The following is a 23921-nucleotide window of genomic DNA, read 5'->3' on the forward strand; positions in this document are numbered from 1 at the left end:
ATTTGATGATTAGGAGGTGTAAACGCTGTGAAAGACTTGATGTCATGGCGGTTGATTGGTCCTTTTCGTGGAGGGCGGGTTGTCGCCGTAACCGGTCATCCGTGGCATTCTCAAACCTTTTATTTCGGGGCTGTTGCAGGCGGTGTCTGGAAAACGACAGATGCTGGCATAAGCTGGCATAATATTTCCGATCAGCGTTTACACGCCTGGTCTATCGGAGCCTTGGACATCTCTCTTACAGACCCAAATATTCTCTATGCGGCAACCGGAGAAGGATGTCTTCGCGGTAATGTGACCCACGGTCAAGGAGTGTTTCGCACGCTTGACGGCGGTCGGCATTGGGAATTCCAGGGTTTAAAGGATTCCCGTCACATTGCTCGCATTCGCATCCACCCTTCTCAACCCAATTGGGTTTACGTGGCGGCTGTCGGCCATGCTTTTGGCCCAAATACCGAACGGGGAGTGTTTCGAACCCGCGACGGCGGAAAAACTTGGGAACGCGTATTGTATTTAAATCCAGAAACCGGTGCGACTGACCTAGTGTTGGATCCTTTTAATCCACGGCGTCTGTGGGCAGCCATGTACCAGGTTAAACGCGAACCTTGGAATTTCACCTCAGGCGGTCCCGGAAGTGGATTGTGGCGAAGCGAAGACGGGGGTAACACATGGACTAATCTTAGCCAGTCCCCAGGCCTTCCCCACGGTCCCTTCGGCCGCATAGGAATCAGTGCCTCAGGCGCCCAGGAAGATCTTTTGTACATGTCCCTTGAAGCCCCTGAGGGCGGAATCTTTATGTCCCGTGATGGGGGTGATCATTGGGAACTGGCTACCCAAGATCCGGAAGTTCGCCAACGCCCCTGGTATTTTAGTCACATTTTTGCTGATCCCAAAGTGTCTGGTACGGTTTATGTGCTCAATTTTGAATTTCTGCGTTCAACCGATTATGGACGGCATTTTGAAAGCATCCCGACCCCGCATGTCGACCATCATGATCTGTGGATCGATCCCCACAATTCGCAACGCATGATTAATGGCCACGATGGAGGTGCTGCCGTTAGTCTAGACGGGGGCCAGTCCTGGTCGACGATTTTGAACCAACCCACTGCCCAATTTTATCATCTAGCTGTGGATCACCAGGTTCCGCCCCGTGTTTACGGCACTCAGCAAGACAACAGCAGTATTTCCGTCCCTCTTCGCAGCTTTAAATCCGCAATCACGGTGGCGGAATTGGGTGAAGTTGGGGGCGGAGAAAGCGGGTATATTGTCGTCCATCCAGCCCACAATCACATCGTCTTTGCTGGCAACTATGGTTTGTTAACGCGTTACAACCAACATGAGGGCACCACTCGGGTGATTACTCCCTGGCCTGAAGATCAAGCGGGGCATGGAGCGGGCAGTCTTCGCTACCGGTTTAACTGGACCTTCCCTATAGCTATAGACCCTCACCCCCCCTATGCCCTTTATGCGGGGGCCCAAGTTGTCTTCCGCAGTCTTGATGAAGGACAATCTTGGGACGTCATGAGTCCCGACCTGACACGGGCTGATCCCAACAAAATGGAACCATCAGGAGGTCCTATAACCAAAGATAACACCAGTGTGGAATATTTTGGGACACTTAGTGTCATTGCCATCAGCCCGTTGACAGGAGAAGAGATTTGGACAGGATCAGATGATGGCCGGGTACACTGCTCCCGGGATGGAGGACAAACTTGGCATGACGTGACTCCCGAGGGAACCCCTCCTTGGACCTTTATTAGCGGCATTGAACCCTCCCATCATGTGCCCGGCCGTGTTTACGTTGCGGCTAACCGGTACAAGCTGGATGATCTCAGCCCATATTTGTGGCGCTCGGATGATTATGGGCATACCTGGACATCTTGTCATTCCGATTTTCCCGTGGACGCGGTGGTCCGTATCGTGCGAGAAGATACAGTCAATCCCCATTTGCTCTTCTCAGGAACAGAAATTGGCGTCTTCTATTCTCCTGATATGGGTCATCATTGGTTCACCCTAAATTACGAATTACCGCTCGTACCCGTGCATGATTTAATGGTGAGCGGAAATTCCTTGGTGGCTGCCACACATGGCCGATCATTTTGGGTTCTCGACGATCTGACGCCTTTACGGGTATTTTCAGCATCTAACATTGATGGGTTAGCGGTAGCGGTCGCGCCTACACAAATGATATGGCCAGAGCCGGCCCGTTTATCCACAGAGGATAAACGCGAAGGCTTTGTTTCCACCGGACCTTATACAACACGATGGAAACTAGCGAATCAACGCGTAGAATTTGTTGATGCGGGCCAAAATCCTCCGGAGGGAATTCCCATCTATTATCAGTTACCTGACGATGTCGAACATCTCACAATCACCATAAAAGATAGTGAAGGAGTGCCCATCACCACGGTCAGCGAACGAGACAGTCTTGCCGTTTGCAAAGGACTTCACTGCTGGCGATGGTCCGGGCGTTATCCTGAAGCAGAAAATCTTGACGGGGCTGTCTTTCGTGGGGGCCGAATGAAAGGACCATTGGCACCTCCGGGGACGTACATTGTAGAATTGGCCACGGGTAAAGACACGATTAATGCAACCTTTCAAACGGTTCCTCTTCCCCACACCAGCGCTTCTGATCTGCAACAACGATGGAAGCTGTTAATGGATATCAGAGATACCTTAAGCGAAGTGCATCATTTGTTCAAAGACATGGTGACCATCAGAGATACCCTGGATCGATGGCAAAAGAATAATGACTTTATCATTGAATCGGATTCCGCCAAGTTATCCCAGCATATTTTAGAACAGATTGATTTACTCAGTAACCAGCTAAACCAGTCCAAAGCCGTCAGTCCCAAAGACCTGTTAAATTATCCAATTCAACTCAATGGCAAATTAACGTCTTTGGCGCGCTGGGTGGCCGCCACTTATGGCAGTCCCACTACGGCGATGCACCAAGCTTTTGCCGACCTCCATCGCCGTGTTCTTGAGATTCAGAGTTCCTGGGAGAGCCTGATTAAACAGGTGCAGGAGTTGAATCAGTTGCTATATACGGAAGGATATACTCCCATAGGGGTTCGGATACAAGCCGATGACTAATTCACGACAGGTTATTTTTATCTTTTCCCTGATTAGCATCTTCGTAGCAACCTATAATTTAACTCTTACATCCGGTCTTCTTCACCATTTTCGCGAGGTATGGCATCTGGAACCAGCTACATTGTCCTTAATCAACGCCGCTCCCTTATTAGGAATGGCAGGGGGCGGACTGGTTTTAGGACTGCTTAGTGACCGCGTTGGACGTGTTACGATCCTCCAGTGGAATTGGCTCATCATTTTGCTAAGCAGTGCTGCAGCTTTGGTGCTCTATTCACCTAGCACTATCATTGGCGCCCGGATACTCTTAGGAATAGGTCTTGGCAGCGATTTTGCCATTGTCTTTCCCTACATTGTGGAATTAGGAAACACCTCACGGATGGTTATCGCCGTGTTAGGATTGGGTGACGTCGGCCAATGGCTAGCCTATGCCATAGATGCGTTGAGCCGGCACCTGCACTGGTACCGTATGCCCTTTGCTCTCAGCCTCTTGTGGGGGATTCCTTTAGCCTTATGGCGCCATCAATTGCCAGAAAGCCGTGTGTGGCAACAACAACGCGTAACAAGTTATACCCAGTGGGCTCGGTCTCTGATCACACCAAGCACGCGCACCCACATCATCCAAACTGGCGTGCCCTGGGCTCTTCACCAAATCAGCGGACAAGGATTAGCCTTGTTTTTACCATCAATCTTGTTAAAAGTCATGGCAACGACCGTCCACTGGGGCTCTTCGATTATCAAGTTATTGGTGTTGCCCGCTTTTATCGTCGCCTTGCAGATTGTGCCATTGATAGGACCCGTCAAGTGGCAGATTATAGGCTTTTGCTTGCGAGCTCTTAGCTTTGTCGCGGCAGTTGTCACCTTATTGGTTCATGGGTCCCCGTGGCTCACCATAGTCATGCTCACATCAGCCTTATTCTGGGGATCAGCGGGGCCCGATAAGACGACCGTCCTTATTCCGGCTCTTCTCTTTGGTCCAAGGATTCATACTTCAGGTCAAGGAATGGCTGAATTGATGGGACGATTGGGAAGTCTGGTCGGCGTGCTTATATTCGGATCTCTCGCGATCACGGGTCATACAGTTACCGCTCTCAGCGGATTTGCATTAACGGATTTTTTGGGCGCCGTTGTCAGCCTCAGTCTTTTAACTACCCAATTCCCCACTGTTTTCATCCGCCGCCAAAAATTACATACTTCCTCCCTGTCCCAAGATTAGAGCCTTAATTGGCGGATTTCTCAAAACAGGTCAATACATCATTAAGTAATCTTTCGCTTGGCATCTCTCTTTGGCCACCCACATGCACTAATGTTTGCGGTAAAAAATTCCTGTAATAATTAAGGCATCTAATCCCAGCACTCCCACCATCCCAATGGTCGAACCATGAGCCACAGCCAACAAAGGAATAGATAAGGCCAAAACAGATGGCACTGTCGCTACCGGCCCGCGCTCCTTATGCCGCGGCTTAATGCGAACCGGTGTGGTTAAATCGTTTTCCGTTAGAGTCGTTGGCTTGTTGCCTTTGTGGATGAGGTTTAGTAATTGCTCAGCTGTATGTTCATCATAGTCCGGTCCTAATTCGCGATTAGCCTTCAAAATGGCGATAATGTCCTCTTTTTGAATTGTCCAAAACTCCTCCGTCATTGTTCGGCCTCCCTATGATTCTTCTCAGAGTCTGCTTTTACCCTATGGGGTGACGCGCCGTGTGCGCAAGTGCCATTATGCACTTGTTGCGGTCGACTCGGCAGACCTTAGGATTCCGGTGCCAGAACTGTTCCCGATGAGCCGTCTAAATGCCTCGGCATTATTCGCCATAACGACAGACCAAAAGCGACATCGCTGATAGCCATAGCCACATACCAGCTGATTGTGGGGATGATATTGACGGATATCCCAGCCAAAAACACCGCTAACGGCGTTGCCGCGGTGACAATCGTAATGAGCATCCCGAAAGTACGTCCCCGAATCGCCTCGGGAATCAAACGCTGCAACATCGTAAATATCAAAGCATTGGTGGCCCCATTACAAATACCGCCAACTAAGAGCCATAAAATGTCAGCCCATGGCGCATGCGTAAAAGCAAAAGCTGCCATCACGCTCCCTTGAAGAATACCGGAAACACTTATCGTTTTTTCTAAAGAAAAACGGCCGAGCCACCCCGCGTTAAGACTTCCAATCATCATCCCTAATGACCAAGCTCCATCAGTGAGCCCATACCAAAATGCCGTCGAATGCAGGTCATGATGGATCCAATAGGGCAGAAGAATCAAGCCTCCCGCAAACGTAAAGTTGGTTAGCAAAATAAGGGGGAGCAATATCACAAACCAACGCATGGTCGTAATCATTTTCCAGCCTTCTTTAAATCCGGCAAAGGGCCGCTTGATCTCAGCCGATGTCTCGGGCTTGGGTTCTAAAGGCCTCGAGAACCGCATCATGATGAAAATGGCAATGGCACTAAACCAAAATGAGACAAGATCAAAACCAAATACGGCAAAAATGCCAACTGTTGCAATCGCTGCCCCTCCAATGCCTGCGCCAATGGCCGAAGTCATCTGAGAGGTTAACGAATAGAGACCATTGGCGGCGGACAAGTCCTTATCCGGAACCAGAAGGGGCAGCACAACCGCTTCAGCCGGACCAAAAAATGCGGTGCCGAAGGCGTTCACTCCAATAACTCCGATAATGATATAAGGACTGGCCGGCGGATCCAGGGCAAGCACCAAAAGTCCGAGGCCGACCGCTATCCCGCGCAACAAATCTGTCCACAACATGATGCGCTTGGCATCAAACTGATCCACTACCGCTCCCCCAATTACCGCTAATAACTGGGGAATCACCATTGCCAGCCCGGCAATCCCTAATAAAAAAGGACTCTTAAGCTGGATTATCCAAAATCCCATAATTAAAAACACTGCATTGCCAAATTGGGACAGTAACTGACCTAACCACAACCAACGAAACCCGGTGGCTCTGAGGGAAGCAATCATCTTAGCACCCCAACCTTAATTTTATTTATTAACTTTTTACTAATATAGATCTTTAGATTTATATTTTCTACAACATTAATGTAAATTTGAAAAAATGATAGGAAGAAATATGGGCACGCGAATCCCAAGACGTCTACTTCAAAATGCGATATTTACATCGACATACCCGATCTTTCTCAAACATAGGGATTTTCTAATTGCGGCAAGAGATTATTTAAAATTACCGTGGCTAAAGAATGTTCACCCGGGGGCAATATGGTTTCGGCTTGGCGAAACAGGATCTGGTCATGACCATTAGGATTTTCGATAAAGGGTGCGTAGGCGATCCCGTTTACATGATAGCCCATGGGAGTATTAGGAGCATGGTAAGCTCTTAAATCGGCCGAGAGGGCATAGCCCGAAATCACAGGACCGTGATAGGTTCCCCATCCTGCGCTAGCAAAATGCTGTCGTACCCACGAAAAATATGGAGCAGCAGCAAACCACGCACAACCCACACACGCGCTTGACGTATTCAAAAGGATGCGGGGGCCATGTTGAGCGGAGCCTCCGGAAGGATATAAAATCACCCGCTTAGAGCCATCAGCCCCTTCTTGTGCCGTACCTGACCATCCTTTGGGAGTGAGAATGACAAAACCCAAAGCCCCCACGGCTTGCAATTGAGAAGCCCACTCAACAGGAACCGTCACGCTCACAGTCTTAGGATAATGAAAAGTCACCACCTCGCCTCCAAAACTCGGTGTCACTATGGAAACAGGAAGTGTCACAACTTGCATTAAAGATACAGGATTTGCAGACGGCGATGGCTGATGGGGAATCGAAGAAGGCGAAGACGGCGAGGGAGATGAGATAGACACAGAAAGCGGAGAGGAAGAAGGAGAAAAAGAATGGGCAGCTGAATGACTTGAAAACCCACCCGTCGTCGGTTTCGGGCCACCTATGCTCGTTGGATGATCCCCACAAGCCGTAATCACGAGCATTATGACCAAAATCACGACTCTCCGCATCCATCCTGTGCCCTTCATTTTCCCTTTTGCCTCCGCGCGCAAGTTTATGGTCCAAACTTAAGAACCCCGATTACTTTCCACTATAAAATCATTCGTTTTCGTATGCAGGGTCCTTAAAGAATTTTGGAGTGAAGATTATTACGAGAGAAAACGGAAGGGGAAAGACGAAATTCGGGGAGGAAGCAAATCGCGTTGGGTGCTATTTTAGGCTCACATTTATGTTTCTACAATAAGCTAGTCATATTCTTGATAGAGTCTTTTCAGGGACAAAGCCTGAGCATAATCGCTTGCGGTATCCAAATCAAAATTGGGATGGGGACGTGAAAGCACAGGGGGTGCTGAGATGCTTAAGGTATCGGGGCGTTTATGCCAAACTTGACCGAGCCCGACGTCTCCCTGCAATTGAAAAATAACGGGGTCAAATTGGGCATCAAAAATCACGGGATGGCCGATATGATTATTGTAAAGAGGTCTTATTGCGTGAACATCTGCAGGACGCTTTGCAAACTGCTCCCATGTCCACAAAATATCATCTGACGTCACAAAAGGTTGATCAGCTAAAAGAATGAGAACAGGAACCATGCCTTTATGGTTTCGAATCCACGTTAATCCTCGTTGAATGGAAGTCGCAATCCCCTGGGATGCGTGAACATTCGTCACCCAGTCTCCGGCCAGGGGAAAAGAAGGATCAAATCCCAGAACCGCCAGAGTCTCACAGCCAGTTTGCTGCGCTTGACCAATCACGTGATCAAGCACTGTACCCTGTCCCCAAGGCAATAACGCTTTGGGCTGTCCCATTCTTGTACTGAACCCTGCGGCTAAAATCAGTGCGACGGCGTCATGAATGGACGTGCTTACGTCCATGTAGCGTTCCTCCTTTGGTGCCTTTCCGACAAGCCATTAACTCTCCCACGATACTGACCGCCACTTCTTCGGGCGTCTCGCCCCCGACGTCTAGTCCTACTGGTGCGTGTAAGGGCAGTTGTTGAGAGGAGAGTCCAACGTTTGTCAACATCTCCAACGTCCTTTCCAACGGTCCCAACACTCCGATAAATTGAGGATGGGAAGCCGCTGCAAGAGCCACCGCCTCTTCATCACGGCGCTGATGATGATTCATAATAACCCAATAAGCCCCCATCAAGGTAGCCGGTTTAATTTGTGCAATCGGGGTGAGACAATGTGTGGTATGCGGAAAATGATGATCGTTATTGATATGAGGCCGAGAATCCATAATCATCACAGAAAATCCGACCTGATGGGCCAAACGCGCAACAGGCTCGGCATCATGTCCCGCACCGGCAATAATCAGCTGAGCAGGCGGCTTCATGATATCCCACCAAAATCCGTTGAAAAACCCCGAGTCCCTCTTGTTCTCTGATGATGCTAAGAATGCCGCAGCCCACGAAGGAACTTCTCCGCACTCTGTAGCGTGAGAGAAAAGGAATCGGCGTCCGATAGGCAGTTCAGCTCCCCAAATAACGGGTTCTTCACCGTGCAGACATTCATTAAATGCGGTCCAAAAGGGGTCAGATGAACTAATCGGTTCCAGCCATACATCGACACTACCTTTGCATCCAATACCTAGTCCCCACATATCATCTTCGGTCAAATCATAATGCTGCAGGCACGGTTCATGCGTTTTCATGACACGTTGGGCGTGAAGAAATAAATCGCCTTCAAGACATCCCCCACTCAAGGTCCCTTGCATTCGGCCATCCTCTCGCATCACCATTTTCGCGCCGGGACGGCGATATGCAGATCCGTTCACCGTTACCAAGGTAGCTAAGACCACTTCGTGCCCCGATAATTCTGCATCTTTAACCAGCTGCCACAAATTCCGCGCCTCTTTAATCGACGACAATGTTCATCCCTCCCTTAGTCATTGCAAACACGTACGCACATAATGAATCCACGAGAGGCTGTCGGATACCCCAACATGTTCCGGATTGTAAGCCAAAATAACTTTTAAAGCAGCCGATTGCGGAGTATAATCTGGCAATAATAATAATGGATTCAACCATACCACACGCTGAGCAAGGCGAACCAGAACAGGAAACGATTGGGATAGCAACCACAAATCTCCTGTGTCAAAACCATCTGAGGCAATAAGAAAGGTTGTTTGCCTCGTAAACAACTGAGCATACTCATGCAATAGCCACGAGAAAGCCCATCCTAACCGAGTTCCTCCTCCCATTTGTTGCGCATCAGCTACGGGCGGGCTGCCTGGTCCACTACGGCGTAAAAACGGCGTCACTCGCTTGACTTGATTGCTCGACAAAATACATTCCACTCGATTGGTCTCATGCATCAATTGCCATGCCAAACCCAAATAGAATGGCACATAGGTCTGCATCGAACCGGAAACGTCTACTAACACGACGATCCGTGCGTGTTCTTGATGACGAGGGTGCCAAAGCCACTGTACGGGGTCTCCGCCATGGCGGAAAGCAGCTTGGACCGTACTGCGCCAATTCAGGCTACGGCCGCATGAACTTTTTCCTCGCCATGGCCCGGTATTCGCTGCCCAATGCCGGGCCATATAGCGCGTCCAGCGTTTCATTTCATGATAGGGAACATCCTGGCCTGGAGCCAATGTGCAGGGACTTCCCCACATGGGACTATAGGCAAAAAGAGCCGGAGAGGGATTTTTTGATTGCGCTTGCATCCGCGTTTGACCAGGTGTTGAGAACATCCCATCAGTGCTATCTTGGATACGTTCTGGAACCATCAACCGAGGCCTTTCGGGATAAAAGAAACGTAGAAACAAGTTCGGAAATATTTCCCATTGGTCGGCCGTCTTGGCATACACGGGGCGCCACATCCTCAGAAGATTTTCAGCATGCTCTACAGGTGAGTCAGCAAGTAATTGAAGAGCCTCCTGCGTCTCGCTGACTGCAGGACGAAATCCATGGTGCCGCAGAAAATGCGAAAACTCAGTTACTTGCATTTCCAGACGCCGAGAAAACTGATCAACCGTTAGTCCACCCATAATGCACGAATCCCCCGTTTTTCTATTACAGCCCAATCATCTTGGGTCTTTAGAACACTCGACAAAGTCCACCGCACCGTTGTCTCCGAATAACCGTCCTCATCAAATTCCGCCAACATCCGAGCCCAGTCAATCGATTCCGCCAGACCCGGGGGTTTAAGCAAATTCCATCCTCGTAAAGTTTTTACCGCTGCCACTACACGCTTGGCTATATCTAAGGGCAAGTGTGGCACATGCTGATGTATAATCGCCAATTCGCGGTCTGGTGTCGGGTAATCTAACCATAGATAAAGGCAACGCCGTCTTAACGCATCAGACAAATCTCGAGTACGATTAGACGTCAACACAACCCAAGGAGGTTCCTGTGCAGCAATAGTTCCAATTTCAGGAATAGTTATTTGAAACTCACCCAAGATTTCCAGTAAGAGCGCTTCAAACTCTTCATCGGCCCGTTCCACTTCATCAATAAGCAGGACAGGCGACGGGCGAAGACGAATAGCTTTGAGCAGTGGCCGTTCCAATAAATATTCCCAGCGATAAAAATCGTCGACGACGTTTCCTGTTTCAGTACTATGTGCTGCTAACAGTTGCTTAGCATAATTCCAATCGTACAGTGCTTGGGACGCATCCAGTCCTTGGTAGCATTGAAGACGTACCAAAGGCTTGTTAAGGCATTGGGCAAGCGCTTTCGCCAGAAAGGTTTTTCCTACTCCCGCTGGTCCCTCCACGAGTAGAGGACGGCGTAAACGATCTACGGCATAACACACCGCGGACAGCATCTCATCCGCAATATATCCCGCTTGATTCAATTGTTGAATCCAGAGCTCGCACCCATTCACCCGCATTCTCCTTATCCGGCTATTCGGCTAACTGAGCCGCAATCCCTTGCCGAATATTTTCAAAAACTTGTTCCGTAATCTTTTTAACTTGATTATCTAACAGCCGCCCGCCTAGGGTCGCCAAGGGCCCACTCACACTGACTTCCGCGACCCAGTTGAGCGATACGTGGTCCTGCTCTTGCGCAATATGCATCGTGCTCAGGAGATGAAAACCACTGCCCATACCTCCCCCTTGGGCATCTAAGCAAGCCTTATAGGGTTCAGGCAATAATTCAATTTTGGCATTCATATCAAAAACCGCGCGAATAGGGCCCACACCGACCCGCACTTTCGCGTGCAAATGACGTTCATCCAATACCTCATATTCGATAACGTCCGGCATGCAACGGCCTATCGCATCAGGGTCTTGGACAAAATCCCACACTACATTCCGGGGAGCATCCATCACGACAACACCTTGATAAGTTTTCATCGATTCATGCCTCCTTACTTCGAACATAACGTTCTGGATCTTCTAAAAATGCGTCTCGACACGATGAAGCACAAAATCCCCAGGTTTGATCGGCATATACTGCTTGATAGGGCGTCTCGGAAAGATTTACCGTCATATGACAGACGGGATCGATTACCACAGTCTTAGTTAGAAGAGATGAGACCTCTACGGAGGTGGGCTTAGTCTGCCGCCGAATCTGAATAATTTCTGCCACAATACTTACGGCGATTTCTTCGGGAAGTCGCGAATGCACATCTAAGCCGGCCGGGATTGAGAGAATGCAGGCATTGTCAAACTTTCGTCCTTGCGAGAACCGCTCTCGCAACAATGCTCCGCGCCGATGTGAAGCCACGACGCCCAAGTAGGAAAGCGGAGCATCTTGTAGCGCGTCGATTGCCCAATCGTCATATTGTCCCATGGTAGCCAAGACAGCGAAACCGCCATCTTGGCTCAATTGACGAATCTGTTGTTTGAAAGTTTCCCAGTTGGCATCGGGTGTCATGGCGGCACCTTGCACCCGAAAATTCAAATGAGACGCAATTTGCAGTACATACCGCGCCACTGGTGAATCACCGATGACTAAGAGCAAGGGACTAGCAAGATGCGGCTCCACAAATAGTTCCACCGTTCCCCCCGAGTGACACGTCATCGGTTTAATCAAGACGCCCCTGTCTTCAACATTTTTCTGGCGAATCCACTCATCATCGTCTTCCGGATGCGGGGATAACAACAACAACCGCGGTTGTCCATCAGTCAAAGCGCCTTCGGCGACTTCTAGTAAAATCCGACGCGTGCATTCACCGCCCACATATCCTGTCAACTGGTGATCTTGGCTAACAATTGCATGTGCTCCGAGGATGGCTGAAGTCGGGGGCCGTGTTCGTACCACAGTTACTAAGACATAGGGTTCCCCCGCTAAATCGCGTCGCGCTGCCTCTTGCAAGACCGGATCCATGCGCTTCTTCCTCCTTCACCTAGGATACTGTTAGCCCATGTTGTTTCAATACTTCCCAGATTTTCCACGGGAACAAGGGAATCTCAAGATTGGTGACACCATACGGAGCCAAGGCGTCGACTACTGCGTTAACAAATGCAGCAGGAGATCCAACATTGGGAGATTCACCTACGCCTTTGGCCCCTATAGGATGGTGTGGTGAGGGAGTGACGGTACGACCCGTTTCCCAGTGCGGAGTTTCTACAGCGGTTGGCACCAAGTAATCCATGAAATTAGGGGCTAGATTGTTACCATCAGAATCAAAGGCAATTTCTTGCATGAAGGCAATGCCAAAGCCTTCAGTAAGTCCTCCATGGATTTGTCCTTCGACCACCATCGGATTGATGACTGTTCCACAATCATCTACTGCAACAAACCGTTCCACATGCACTTGTCCCGTCCCCCGATCAATTGAGACAACAGCAATATAAGCACCATTGGGGAATGTCAGATTCGGCGGATCATAATAATAGGTTGCTTCCAACCCCGGTTCCATGCCTTCGGGCAAATTGGTATAGGCTGCCAAGGCCACATCTGCCATGGTCACACTGCGAGAACTTAATCCTTTTGCGGAAAATCGTGTCCCGTCCCATTGCACATCATCCTGGGATACCTCGAGCAAATGAGCGGCAATTTGTTCGGCCTTCTTTCGGACGCGCCTGGCTGCCAGTGCCGCGGCTCCCCCTGCGGTTGGCGTACTACGACTAGCATAGGTTCCTAATCCGTAAGGTGCAGTATCGGTGTCACCTTCTTCAATGAGTACATCTGCCGCCGATAGTCCTAGTTCTTGCGCAATGAGTTGGGCAAACGTGGTTTCATGTCCTTGTCCTTGATGACGCGCGCCGAGTCGGGCAATGACTTTGCCTGTAGGATGGATCCGAATTTCACAGCTATCGAACATTTTGATGCCAAGAATATCAAAAGTATGGCTAGGACCTGCTCCAACAATTTCGGTAAACGTCGATATCCCAATGCCGACTAATTCGCCTTGTTCGCGCCGTTTTTCTTGCTCCCTTCGCATCTGAGAATAATCAATGATAGCAAGAGCGGTATCTAAGGTTTTAGCATAGTTTCCGCTGTCATAAACCCAACCCAATGGAGATTGATAAGGAAACTCTTCAGGCGCAATAAAATTGCGCCGCCGCAATTCGACGGGATCGAGGCTGAGTCGGTAAGCCAGAGTATTCATCACCCGTTCAATCAAGAACGATGCTTCTGTCACTCGAAACGAACAACGATAAGCCACACCTCCTGGCGCTTTATTCGTATAAACCCCATCAACTTCGGCGAAGGCAACAGGAAAACGGTAGGATCCGGTAACAATGGAAAATAATCCTGCAGGAAACTTGGAAGGGTCAGCAGCGGCATCAAAGGCTCCATGATCGGCAATGGTCGTGACCTTTAAAACCGTCACATGACCATCTTCTGTGGCTCCGATCTCTGCTGTCATATGATAATCACGGGCAAAATTGGTAGTGGTAAGATTTTCTGTCCGCGTTTCTATCCATTTGATGGGCTGCCCTAATTTTATCGACATAACCACAGCACAGACATAACCGGGATATACGGGTACTTTATTACCAAATCCTCCACCAATGTCGGGTGACACAACATGAATCATATGCTCCGGAAGTCCAGACACCATAGCCAAGACAGTTCGATGCGCATGTGGTGCTTGTGAAGTAACATACCACGTGAGTTTGCCTGTAGAATTCTGATAATCGGCGATACAACCGCATGGTTCCAGCGGAGCTGGATGGACTCTAGGCATCCGAATCTGTTCCTTCACTACCACCGGTGAGGAAGCCAATGCCGCATCCGTGTCTTCTTTGTTCCCCACTTCCCAATGAAAAATATGATTATTTGTCTGTTCGCGGTCTTCCCGGAGTATGGGAGCGTCACTACTTAAAGCAAAAAACGGATCCATAACCGGGGTGAGAGGCTCATACTCAACATCAACGCGGGACACGCCGTCTTCAGCTGCTTCCCTGGTTTCAGCCACAACGGCCGCAACTTCTTGATACTGAAATAAGACCTTTCCGGTCGCTAAAACCATTTGCTGATCTCCAGCTAATGTCGGCATCCACGCCAAGTTCATCGCAGCTAAATCTTCCCCCGTGAGAACGGCCTTAACCCCTTTAACGGCATAAGCATCCTCAGTGCGAACAGATTTAATGCGGGCATGGGCATAAGGACTGCGAACCAGTGCCATATAAAGCATATGCGGCAGAACAATATCGTCTAAATATCGCCCCTGCCCTCGAATAAACCGTGGATCTTCCTTGCGTTTTATAGCCTTACCTAAAGGTTGCGTTTCCGTAACATCCATACTCATACTTTTCTAGTCTCCTCTCCCATCCGGCGTTTGGCTTCTAGTACCGCTTTGACAATATTGACGTATCCAGTGCATCGGCAGAGATTCCCAGAAATCGCCCGACGTACCTCATGCTCGGTGAGATCTACAGAATTTCGTAGGAGGGCTGTGGTTGTCATTAGCATGCCCGGGGTACAAAACCCGCATTGCAAGCCGTGATTGTCCCAAAACGCTTGTTGCAAGGGATGAAGTTGGCCATTGTGTCCCAGACCTTCTACCGTTTCAATATCATGACCGTCGGCTTGCACAGCCAAAACCGTACACGATTTAACTGGAACGCCATCTAAGAGTACAGTACAAACCCCACAACTTGTGGTATCACAACCCACATGAGTTCCCGTTAATCCAAGATTATCCCGAATGAAATAAGCTAGTAACGTTCGAGGTTCCGCCAAGGCATGGCGCGACTCCCCATTAATGGTGACGTGAACCATAATTTGATCATTTATAACCGTTCGACCCATCATGTTACCTCCAGTCCTTCGTTGGTTCAGACGATATTAGGCAGACACATCCATCAGCCGTTGCCAGTCGTGATGTACGGCCGTTAGACCACGTTCTACAAAAACATTAACCATAGCCCGTTTGTACTCTTCACTGCCACGCCGATCCGTCACCGGATCAGATTCCTTGGCCGCCTCAGAGGCGACATGTCGAATGAGTTCGGGCGTTAAAGGATGACCCTGCAATAAGGATTCCGCCTTCACCGCAGCCAGGGGAGTCGCTCCCACGGCGGCTAATCCAATACCAGCATCCAAAACAACCCCGTGGGGATCTAATACCAGTGTGACGGCAACCCCAACAACCGCAAAGTCCCCGACTTTTCGCTCAAGCTTCAAATAACGCGCGCCCACAAATCCAGAATCGTAATGCAAGGGAATACGTATACCGGTGACCAATTCTTGCGGTTCAAGAACGGTCGTAAATGTATCCACAAAGAACTCGCGAAGAGGCACTTCCCGGGAACGATGTGCACTTTGGATGGATACCGATGCTTTGAGAGCCAATAATGCGGCCCCCCAATCAGCTGCGGGATCAGCGTGAGCTAGCGACCCCCCCATAGTTCCCCGATTTCTGACAAGAGGATCCGCAATATGCCTCGCCGTTTGGTGTAGTAAGGGAACGCGAGAATCTAGCACATACTCCCACTTGCGATGACGAACAAGGGCTCCGATATGAAGCAGGTGAGCCTGTTCCGTGACATTATCCCACGAGGAAATTCCATTGATGTCAATAAGAATAGAAGGGGCTACCAAACGTAGCTTCATCATGGGTAACAAGCTTTGTCCCCCTGCTAGAATTTTAGTTTCATCTCCGTATTGCTCTAATAATCCGAATATTTCTTCTACTGATCGGGGTGCATAATACTCAAAGGAATTAGGAAACATTCTTATCCTCCTTACTTATCTAAGAATGCTTGTCATCTAACAAGGCTTGTGTAAATTCTATTGTCATTGTGGCAATTGGAGCATTCATAAGCGATACCTAAAAAGGTATATTCTCGTATCCTTTTTGGTATTTTTTAAAAATTACCCGTAAAAACTTAAATCATAAGTGGTAATATAGAACTACCTTAAATAAATCGAAGACATCGTAAGTAGCAAACTGGTGGTGTTGTTGCGAAAGAAAGGTTACACTCATGGCGCTCAAAAAGGGACATACCGCCATTCCGTCCGATTTAACTAGACAGGTTCGTGAACTCGAAACGTTAATCATGCTTAACCAAAAAATTGCCATGCAGGTCGACCTCGACAGTCTCTTACAAACCATCGTTGATTGCGCTCGTGATCTCATTGGGGCTAAGATGGGTGGGCTCGTCGTCGTAGACGAGAATAATCCGCGCCAACTTCGGCATTTCAAAGTTTCTGGTGTCCCACCCGCCAAGGAACTGCCGAGAGGTCATGGATTGTTTATGGTTCCTTATCGCACTGGACAAGCCGTTCGGCTTGATCAAATCCCCTTGTCGCATCATGTCAATAAACCTCCCAATCATCCTCAGTTGGGGTCGTTTCTAGGAGTCCCTTTGAAATCCTTCGAGGCGTTACTAGGCAGCTTATTTTTGGCTGAAAGTCCGTGTGGTCGACATTTTACCCAACGAGATCAAGATTTGCTATCTGCCTTCGCCACGCAAGCAGCCATTGCTCTTGAAAGTGTTCGCAGTCGTGATCAGTTGGCTAGAATTTTAGTGCTGGAAGAACGAGAGAGAATTAGCATGGCCCTGCATTCCTCAGTGGCCCAAACCTTATTTTTGTTGAAAGTGGAAATAAGCCGATGCCAACAACATCTCCCTCAAAGCAACGAAGAATTACTAACTAGATTAACCGCCATGCAAGAACTTGCTGAAAAAGGACTGCGAGACGTGAAAACGGCAATTTTTTCTTTGACTGATAATGCCCCCTCCCGGGGATTAGTCCCATTAATTTCACAGATGTTGATAGAATTCGAGAAAGAAACCGGGATCAAAACTAAGTTCTTATGCACGGGCAACGACCAAAAAATTGGCCCGGCCCCAATATCTGTTGCTCGTGATATTGTGCGTGAAGCGTTAACCAATATTCGGAAACATAGTCAAAGTGACATAGCGATAATAACATTATCGATAAAAGCTAATGAAACTATCCTCGCTATTCACGATATGGGAATAGGACTGCCCCCATCATGGCAGACTCCCCTTAGCTATGGCATCCGATCTATGGATACCTTGGCCCGCCGAATTGGAGGCCATTTTGCGATATTCGGTCATGACGAAGGTGGCACGACAGTCCGCGTTATTCTCCCTAATAATGCTAAACCGACTAAATCGAGGACCTCACCATGTATCGAGTAATCATAGCCGATGACCACGAACTGACCCGACGAGGTCTACGACAAGTCTTATCAGATACCCATGAATTTCGCGTAGTTGGTGAGGCAGCCGACGGGAATACAGCATGGGATCTCATCCAGAAATTTCATCCCGAAATCGCCTTGTTAGACATTCGCATGGATGGACTCCAAGGACCGGCAGTCTGCCGTTTAGTGAAGGACGCCGGTCTACCTACGGCTTGCATTATCCTGACCAGTTATACGGATGAAATCTTATTACGGTCTGCGCTGGTCAATGGTGCCCGCGGTTATATCATTAAAGATGTTACAAGTCTGGAACTGATTGACAACATTCGGCAGGTTTTAACTCAGGGAGCTGTGTTAGACCCCAAATTGACAGCACATGTCATACGATGGGTTGAAGAGGATCATCTCAAATTCCCAGACCCGCTCAAACCCTTAGATATCCGTATTTTATCTCTCGTCGCTGAAGGCTTTACAAATAAAGAAATTGGTATGACCCTAAATCTCTCTGAAAACACAGTTAAGGCGCATATCAACGCGATAGTCGAAACTCTTGGTGCCAAGAACCGTGTAGAAGCCGCCATCATTGCCTACCGCTACGGTTTGATATAAAAGACTTAGTGCTTTACCGCCTCCCTTTTAACTCTATCTGTTCAGATCCTCTCTCCCAACGAACTGCCGACGCCGAAAAGGATTCTTAACCTGTTACGCTGTTAAGAATGATGGGTTTTAGCCCAATTTCCCTTCCCTGTATGCATATCTTATTTATTTGTCAAGTCAATGGGGATTATGGAAACCTCTTTGCCTTAGGGACAAATTTTTCCAAGGTGTTCAAAATATCTCACCGAATTCCGACTCGATTTTCTCGAGACGGAGAAGTGAGTTGTATCTTTCTAGAGCCCAAAGATGATTCGTGTTACAATTGCCGATATATGGCAAGAATGTTGTGAAAGAATTGAATAACTTATGACGCCCGTTATTTCTCTATTATAGTTGTCATGGAAAAGGAGATCCCGATGCAACTCATTCATGGCCAATTCCTATTAACTGCCTCCGATGTGGTCGACCATCTCGAATGCCCTCAAAGAAGTTGGCTTAACCTGCAAGTCGTGCAAGGCGAGATGGAACCCCCTGCCCTTGACGATCCCCAGCAACAAATGTTAAGCCGCATGGGGAACGATAGGGAACACCAATACCGGAAAGAACTTCTCTCCCAAGGTTTGTCAGTATGGGACGGAACCCATGAACTTCCTCTTACAGAAAGGGTCCATTTAACACGCTTCGCTTTGCGTCGAGGTGAACCGGTTATCTATCAAGGCACCTTGCAGCAAGATATCTGGATTGGGACGCCGGATTTTCTGGTCCGACATGAGGGTTCCTCAAAGCTCGGTTCTTTTTCTTATCATGTCGAAGAAGTCAAATTAGCCCATCATGCCCGCGTTTCAGCACTCGTGCAAGCCACCTTCTATAGCCTTTTATTAGAGGCCATACAAGGGCAAGCGGCACCCATCACTTTGATCTTGGGACAAAATGAACGGATGGATTTTCCTTCCGCATTTGCCCGTTCTTATGTCAAATTAGCCGCTTCTCGGCTCAAACACTGGATAAAGGATCCTGTCCCTTCATATCCCGATCCAAAGCCTGCCTGTGAATCCTGTATGTGGCTTAATATCTGCGAAGCTAAAAGACGCGAGGATGATCATCTCTGGTATGTCGCCAACATTACCAAATCTCAAATGAAAAAATTACAGCAACACGGCATCCACACACTGAGTGCTTTAGCCCATACCGATCCTTCCTGGCATATCAAGGGCATGAGTAATGACACGTTACGACGATTAATCAAGCAAGCCCATCTGCAGTGGGAACAACGCACTTCTAATCAGGTGATTTTCGAGATACTCCCACCTCATGCGGAGCACGGATTTCACCGGCTTCCAGACCCGCAGCCCGGGGATGTCTATTTTGACTTGGAAGGAGATCCTTTAGCCGACGGAGGGCCTCTCGAGTATCTTTTTGGATGGGTCGAAGTGGATAATCTGGGCAAGCCATCCTTTCACGCATTGTGGGCTCATGACCGCGTTCGTGAACGTCATAATTTCGAAACCTTTATGGACCGGATGATGGATCGTCTCGCCCGCTTCCCTCATATGCATATTTATCATTATGCTCCCTATGAACCCACCGCCTTGAAGCGGTTGATGGGACGTTATAGCACCAAGGAAGCAGAAGTCGATCATCTTCTTGCTCAACATATTCTCGTCGATTTATATCATATAGTCCGCCATAGCTTAATGGTTTCCCAAGAATCTTATTCCATCAAATATTTAGAGCCCTTATATATGGAAAAACGTGATGGAGAAATCACCAATGCCGGAGCCAGTATTATCGCTTATGATCAGTGGAAACAATCACATGATGACAAAATCCTCAAAGACATTGAAGCGTATAACCAAGATGATTGTCTGTCAACGTGGCGTCTTCATACCTGGCTTGTGGCTCGAAAACAGGAATTTATGGCTCAACACCTTGGGAGCATCACACAAAAACCCGCTCCGAATACACCTCCGCCGGCTTTTCAACGGATAGAGGACGACACCCAAACCTTGGTCGCGGCTCTTCTCAATTCTCTTGACCAAGAACCCAGTCCGAAAGCCCCAGAATACGCCCAGTGGATGCTTGCCCATCTGCTCAATTGGCACCGGCGTGAAGATAAAGCGGTGTGGTGGCAATATTTTGCACACCGGGATATGTCGTTGGAAGAGTTGATAGAAGATCCCGACAGTCTCGGCGGTTTGGAATTTGTGGGCACGCGTCCAGACGGGAGTGATCTATACCGCTATCCTATGCAAGAACATAAAATCAATGTGGGAGATAAACCCGTAAATCCTGCGACTGGAAAGACGGCGGGAGAAGTAGTAGATGTCGATCCTGCTCAAGGTCTTATTGCTCTTAAGACACATGGCGAGCACTTTCAAGCCCTTATACCCCCAGGCCCTGTTCCCAATAAGGTTTTGAAGCGCGCACTTAAAGATTTGGCTTCTGCCGTTTTGAAACAAGGGATGGAGGGAACGGGCCAATTTATGGCTTTGAGGCGGCTTTTAATGCGCAAACGTCCTGAAATCCCGGGATGTTCCTCAGATGGTAGCCTGCGTCTTCCCGGTGAAGAGGCCAGTGCTGCAGCCAGACGCTGCGCTTTGGCATTAGATCACCAATATTTGGCCATTCAAGGACCACCCGGTTCGGGAAAAAGTTATACAGCCTCTCACATCATCGTTGATTTGGTAAGTGCGGGAAAAACCGTTGGGATCACGGCTCCAAGCCACCAAGTCATTCGCCATTTGCTTGAGGCCGTTGTTCTTAGGGCAAAGGAGCGGGGAATTCCCATTCAAGCTGTGCAAAAAGCCCCAGATAAGGGCGGCGTGTTGTCGCCATCATTACAGCTCTTAAACGATAATGACAAAGTTTTTACGGCATTTCGCAATGGAGCCCAGATTGTCGCAGGCACCGCCTGGCTCTTTGCCCGTCCCGAATGGCGTGAAATGTTAGATGCCCTCGTGATCGATGAAGCGGGGCAAATGTCCTTGGCCAACGCGCTGGCCGCAGGCCAAGCCGCCAAATCTCTCATTCTCTTAGGAGATCCCCAACAACTCCGTCAGCCCAGTCAAGGCCATCATCCACCGGGCGTAGACGTCTCAGTGTTAGAATACATTCTGCAAGGGGCTCAAACTATCGATCCCCGCTACGGCATATTTTTAGACATCACCCGCCGCATGCATCCAGCTATCACTCGCTATATTTCGCACATTGCCTATGATGACAAACTCACTTCACATCCCAACTGTGCCCGGCAAAATCTCAGCGGCAATACTTCCTGGCCTCACCCCGGTCTCTATTATGTTCCCGTATGGCATGACGGAAACCGGACTTCCTCGGAAGAAGAAGTGGGGGTGACGCGGCGGCTTGTTGTCGAGCTATTAGCAGCGACCTGGACTGATCAAGAAGGACACATCCGCCCTTTGACAGCTCACGATATCCTCATCGTCGCCCCTTATAACGCCCAAGTCACCAGACTTCGATCGGCTTTGCCCAAAGACGTTCGGGTCGGCACGGTGGATAAATTTCAGGGGCAAGAAGCACCAGTTGTCATTTACAGTACAGCCGCGTCAAATCCCGATGACATTTCTCACGGATTGGAGTTTCTCTATAGCTTAAACCGGCTCAATGTCGCCATTTCACGGGCCCAAGGTGTCGCCATTTTGATTGCGAGTCCTCTATTGCTATTCCATAAGCCCCTTCATATTGAGCATTTGAATTTGATTAATGCGCTTTGCGTGTTTGTTGAACAGAGTGAAATCGTTCCCTTAGCAAATCATTCACCGGTTCCCTCTTCGATCTTTGCCAAAGCCGTGACTGCTATTTAACAGGGAGTTTTCCCTTAAGCTTTGGGGACATTTTTAAATAGGACATCTGTGCGAAGCCCCCGGTGACCATAAGGAACATCTTGCCACGCGGTTTCGTTAAGCACTTCGAGGTGATAACTAGCTTCAGGCGGTTTGGTAAACAATACACGTTGTACCCACTGCCACTGCGCTTCTCGTAGACGGTCTATATGCTCTGGGTCCGCATCTGCATGGGAGATAAGCTGAGATTCCATTTTTTGTAACGAAGCAGGATAAAGCTCGGGATCTTCCGAAACTCGGACCGTGCGATCATGGGAGATCCGTTGTATGATATACCATACTCCGGGCGGCTCGTCCCTTACATCTTGGGTGTTAAAACGAATCCGCCCTCCGCTCAAATAGGCTGCCACGTCCCCTAAACAAGGGCTGTTGCGGGAAATCACACGCAAATCCGTTCGGTCAATGGGTTCATCATCAAACAAAACTGTAAATGCGACCGACAGGGCAAAAGCTCCACGAAATAAGCCGTCACAGGCATGTCCATGAAACTTAACCAAATCCTTCACCGTAATCCATTTCACATCATTGGCATATCGCCCGTGACTGGATTCGGTATCTCGTACACTAAATATGGGAAGCTTTGCCTCGGCAGCCCATCTTGGCCAGTACCATTCCACAATATTATCCATTTGCATTCGCTCACCCTTTTTAAAACGTCATGACAGTATATCCATCGCGGGCATACCGTGAGAAGGCATCCCTGGCAAATTCGGCTTGCACACCCAACCTGTCTGCTTCATCCTGTAAGCCCCATTGCTGAAGTTGGTTAGAGCAAGCCCCCACTACAATGCCGTTTGCCATCAGTTTTGATAATAAAGAAGCCACTTGTTTATCGTGTTCCCCTAAAAGACGAATCCCTTGTGTAAACAAAAAAACCTCAATAGCGTCAATACCATTTTCTATGCGTGCATCAAAAATCCGCTGGGAAACATGTAAACCGGCTAAGGCCCGGTCTTTTTGCTCTGATTCCGATAAAATCACGATCGCCATTTTTGCCATATTATTCTGTCCTTCTTATGGCGCTTTCTAAGATTATAACATAACCATATAGTTATCTATATATAGAAAAAAGACTCGCCCGTTGTGGGGAGTCTTTTACAACTATAACCTTACCACACCAATTTAATTCCCACTCCAACCAGAAGAAGCGAATAAGCCACTTTAATCCACTGAGGTTTCGCTTTTGTCGCCATGAGACGACTGCCAATGGCAGCGGCCACGATTACCGTAATTGAGAGGATAATGGTGAATGTCCATGGCGCTTGAAAATATTCAACACGTCCTAAAAATCCCGAGAAGCTTGAAAACGTTACAATGTATGCCGTTGTCGCCACGGCCTTTTTGGTAGGATATCCCATCCAAATCAGCAACGGACTGATAAAAGTGCCTCCACCAAGTCCCAACATTCCACCAGCTAAAGCAGCTAATCCTGCCCCCAACGTCGCCCAAATCCAGCGATCACGACCTGGAGAGTCAACAGGTTCCGGTTTGCGCAAGCTTTGCAAGGTTCGAAAAGCAGCAAGAATAATAACAATGAAAAGCAAAACAAGAAGAACATGATCGGGAATAAAACGAGCTACCAACGCTCCGACGGGAGCAAGGACCAAGGCAGCCAATGCCATAGGCAGGCTGCCTTTCCAATCGACTAATCCATGCCGCCAATACGTTATGAGCGCCATTAAACTGGTTAACCCGTTCAAGAGAATTCCTAAAGGTTGGGCCACGGTCTTGAGGTCGAAGCCCAACCATAATAAGATGGGCACATGCAACATTCCTCCACCCATCCCCAACATGGCAAACAATACCGAGACGAAGAAAATTAACACAACAGCAGCTGTTAACATACCCATCACCCACT

At 48.7% G+C, this 23921-nt stretch carries 20 protein-coding genes; 5 read left to right on the forward strand and 15 right to left on the reverse strand.

What is annotated here, in order from left to right; genetic code table 11:
* Positions 1–27 precede the first annotated feature (27 nt).
* Positions 28–3093, forward strand: a complete 3066-nt coding sequence (locus AOA63_RS09165; protein ID WP_053959414.1) for a WD40/YVTN/BNR-like repeat-containing protein — start codon at positions 28–30, stop codon at positions 3091–3093.
* Positions 3086–4306 (forward strand): MFS transporter, encoded by a 1221-nt coding sequence (locus AOA63_RS09170; protein WP_053959415.1) that lies wholly within the window; start codon positions 3086–3088, stop codon positions 4304–4306. The genes AOA63_RS09165 and AOA63_RS09170 overlap by 8 nt, the downstream gene beginning before the upstream one ends.
* 87 nt (positions 4307–4393) lie before the next feature.
* Here the strand turns inward: AOA63_RS09170 and AOA63_RS09175 are convergent, their stop codons facing one another.
* From AOA63_RS09175 to AOA63_RS09230, 12 genes are all read right to left on the reverse strand, one after another.
* Positions 4394–4732: a hypothetical protein gene (locus AOA63_RS09175; protein WP_053959416.1), complete on the reverse strand. Its 339-nt coding sequence runs from the start codon at positions 4730–4732 to the stop codon at positions 4394–4396.
* Between the two features lie 107 nt (positions 4733–4839).
* Positions 4840–6075: an MFS transporter gene (locus AOA63_RS09180; RefSeq protein WP_053959417.1), complete on the reverse strand. Its 1236-nt coding sequence runs from the start codon at positions 6073–6075 to the stop codon at positions 4840–4842.
* Positions 6076–6251: 176 nt separating this feature from the next.
* Positions 6252–7070, reverse strand: a complete 819-nt coding sequence (locus tag AOA63_RS09185) for a DUF4850 domain-containing protein (RefSeq protein WP_171822670.1) — start codon at positions 7068–7070, stop codon at positions 6252–6254.
* A 246-nt stretch (positions 7071–7316) separates the two neighbouring features.
* Positions 7317–7946, reverse strand: coding sequence for a nucleotidyltransferase family protein (locus tag AOA63_RS09190; protein ID WP_053959419.1), 630 nt, complete (start codon positions 7944–7946; stop codon positions 7317–7319).
* The gene (locus tag AOA63_RS09195; protein WP_053959420.1) at positions 7921–8943 is read right to left on the reverse strand and encodes an XdhC family protein; all 1023 of its coding nucleotides are present in this window, start codon (positions 8941–8943) and stop codon (positions 7921–7923) included. Before AOA63_RS09195 ends, AOA63_RS09190 begins: the two co-directional genes overlap by 26 nt.
* A gap of 18 nt (positions 8944–8961) precedes the next feature.
* The gene (locus AOA63_RS09200) at positions 8962–10071 is read right to left on the reverse strand and encodes a VWA domain-containing protein (RefSeq protein ID WP_053959421.1); all 1110 of its coding nucleotides are present in this window, start codon (positions 10069–10071) and stop codon (positions 8962–8964) included.
* Positions 10059–10910 carry an AAA family ATPase gene (locus AOA63_RS09205; RefSeq protein WP_139061546.1) on the reverse strand — a complete coding sequence of 284 codons (852 nt, stop codon included), beginning with the start codon at positions 10908–10910 and terminating at the stop codon, positions 10059–10061. Before AOA63_RS09205 ends, AOA63_RS09200 begins: the two co-directional genes overlap by 13 nt.
* 19 nt (positions 10911–10929) lie before the next feature.
* Positions 10930–11382 carry a CoxG family protein gene (locus AOA63_RS09210; RefSeq protein WP_053959423.1) on the reverse strand — a complete coding sequence of 151 codons (453 nt, stop codon included), beginning with the start codon at positions 11380–11382 and terminating at the stop codon, positions 10930–10932.
* Between the two features lie 4 nt (positions 11383–11386).
* The gene (locus tag AOA63_RS09215) at positions 11387–12358 is read right to left on the reverse strand and encodes an XdhC family protein (protein WP_053959424.1); all 972 of its coding nucleotides are present in this window, start codon (positions 12356–12358) and stop codon (positions 11387–11389) included.
* 19 nt (positions 12359–12377) lie between these two features.
* Positions 12378–14732: an aerobic carbon-monoxide dehydrogenase large subunit gene (locus AOA63_RS09220; protein ID WP_053959425.1), complete on the reverse strand. Its 2355-nt coding sequence runs from the start codon at positions 14730–14732 to the stop codon at positions 12378–12380.
* Positions 14729–15235, reverse strand: a complete 507-nt coding sequence (locus AOA63_RS09225) for a (2Fe-2S)-binding protein (protein WP_082343864.1) — start codon at positions 15233–15235, stop codon at positions 14729–14731. The genes AOA63_RS09220 and AOA63_RS09225 overlap by 4 nt, the downstream gene beginning before the upstream one ends.
* 36 nt (positions 15236–15271) lie before the next feature.
* On the reverse strand, positions 15272–16159 hold the full coding sequence (locus tag AOA63_RS09230; RefSeq protein WP_053959426.1) for an FAD binding domain-containing protein: 888 nt from the start codon (positions 16157–16159) through the stop codon (positions 15272–15274).
* Between the two features lie 251 nt (positions 16160–16410).
* Between AOA63_RS09230 and AOA63_RS09235 the strand changes: the two genes are divergently transcribed.
* The 3 genes from AOA63_RS09235 (at position 16411) to AOA63_RS09245 (ending at position 22024) form a co-directional block, all read left to right on the forward strand.
* Complete coding sequence (locus tag AOA63_RS09235) at positions 16411–17598, forward strand: GAF domain-containing sensor histidine kinase (protein WP_053959427.1); 1188 nt, start codon at positions 16411–16413, stop codon at positions 17596–17598.
* The gene (locus tag AOA63_RS09240) at positions 17586–18212 is read left to right on the forward strand and encodes a response regulator (RefSeq protein ID WP_053959428.1); all 627 of its coding nucleotides are present in this window, start codon (positions 17586–17588) and stop codon (positions 18210–18212) included. The genes AOA63_RS09235 and AOA63_RS09240 overlap by 13 nt, the downstream gene beginning before the upstream one ends.
* A 404-nt stretch (positions 18213–18616) precedes the next feature.
* The gene (locus AOA63_RS09245; RefSeq protein WP_053959429.1) at positions 18617–22024 is read left to right on the forward strand and encodes a TM0106 family RecB-like putative nuclease; all 3408 of its coding nucleotides are present in this window, start codon (positions 18617–18619) and stop codon (positions 22022–22024) included.
* Between the two features lie 14 nt (positions 22025–22038).
* On the opposite strand, the gene AOA63_RS09250 is transcribed toward AOA63_RS09245, so the two are convergent.
* From AOA63_RS09250 to AOA63_RS09260, 3 genes are all read right to left on the reverse strand, one after another.
* Positions 22039–22698 (reverse strand): formylmethanofuran dehydrogenase subunit E family protein, encoded by a 660-nt coding sequence (locus AOA63_RS09250; RefSeq protein WP_053959430.1) that lies wholly within the window; start codon positions 22696–22698, stop codon positions 22039–22041.
* A gap of 13 nt (positions 22699–22711) precedes the next feature.
* On the reverse strand, positions 22712–23062 hold the full coding sequence (locus AOA63_RS09255) for a DsrE family protein (RefSeq protein WP_053959431.1): 351 nt from the start codon (positions 23060–23062) through the stop codon (positions 22712–22714).
* A gap of 110 nt (positions 23063–23172) precedes the next feature.
* A complete protein-coding gene (locus tag AOA63_RS09260; protein WP_053959432.1) occupies positions 23173–23907 on the reverse strand; it encodes a sulfite exporter TauE/SafE family protein in 735 nt (244 codons plus the stop codon).
* Positions 23908–23921 lie beyond the last annotated feature (14 nt).

The sequence above is a fragment of the Sulfobacillus thermosulfidooxidans genome (assembly GCF_001280565.1).
GTDB lineage: Bacteria > Bacillota > Sulfobacillia > Sulfobacillales > Sulfobacillaceae > Sulfobacillus > Sulfobacillus thermosulfidooxidans_A.

Coding starts and splice junctions, on each gene's coding strand:
- AOA63_RS09170 (WP_053959415.1), top strand. CDS start 3,086: ATGACTAATTCACGACAGGTTATTTTTATCTTTTCCCTGATTAGCATC.
- AOA63_RS09175 (WP_053959416.1), bottom strand. CDS start 4,732: ATGACGGAGGAGTTTTGGACAATTCAAAAAGAGGACATTATCGCCATT.
- AOA63_RS09180 (WP_053959417.1), bottom strand. CDS start 6,075: ATGATTGCTTCCCTCAGAGCCACCGGGTTTCGTTGGTTGTGGTTAGGT.
- AOA63_RS09190 (WP_053959419.1), bottom strand. CDS start 7,946: ATGGACGTAAGCACGTCCATTCATGACGCCGTCGCACTGATTTTAGCC.
- AOA63_RS09200 (WP_053959421.1), bottom strand. CDS start 10,071: ATGGGTGGACTAACGGTTGATCAGTTTTCTCGGCGTCTGGAAATGCAA.
- AOA63_RS09210 (WP_053959423.1), bottom strand. CDS start 11,382: ATGAAAACTTATCAAGGTGTTGTCGTGATGGATGCTCCCCGGAATGTA.
- AOA63_RS09215 (WP_053959424.1), bottom strand. CDS start 12,358: ATGGATCCGGTCTTGCAAGAGGCAGCGCGACGCGATTTAGCGGGGGAA.
- AOA63_RS09220 (WP_053959425.1), bottom strand. CDS start 14,732: ATGAGTATGGATGTTACGGAAACGCAACCTTTAGGTAAGGCTATAAAA.
- AOA63_RS09225 (WP_082343864.1), bottom strand. CDS start 15,235: ATGGGTCGAACGGTTATAAATGATCAAATTATGGTTCACGTCACCATT.
- AOA63_RS09230 (WP_053959426.1), bottom strand. CDS start 16,159: ATGTTTCCTAATTCCTTTGAGTATTATGCACCCCGATCAGTAGAAGAA.
- AOA63_RS09235 (WP_053959427.1), top strand. CDS start 16,411: ATGGCGCTCAAAAAGGGACATACCGCCATTCCGTCCGATTTAACTAGA.
- AOA63_RS09240 (WP_053959428.1), top strand. CDS start 17,586: ATGTATCGAGTAATCATAGCCGATGACCACGAACTGACCCGACGAGGT.
- AOA63_RS09245 (WP_053959429.1), top strand. CDS start 18,617: ATGCAACTCATTCATGGCCAATTCCTATTAACTGCCTCCGATGTGGTC.
- AOA63_RS09250 (WP_053959430.1), bottom strand. CDS start 22,698: ATGCAAATGGATAATATTGTGGAATGGTACTGGCCAAGATGGGCTGCC.
- AOA63_RS09255 (WP_053959431.1), bottom strand. CDS start 23,062: ATGGCAAAAATGGCGATCGTGATTTTATCGGAATCAGAGCAAAAAGAC.
- AOA63_RS09260 (WP_053959432.1), bottom strand. CDS start 23,907: ATGTTAACAGCTGCTGTTGTGTTAATTTTCTTCGTCTCGGTATTGTTT.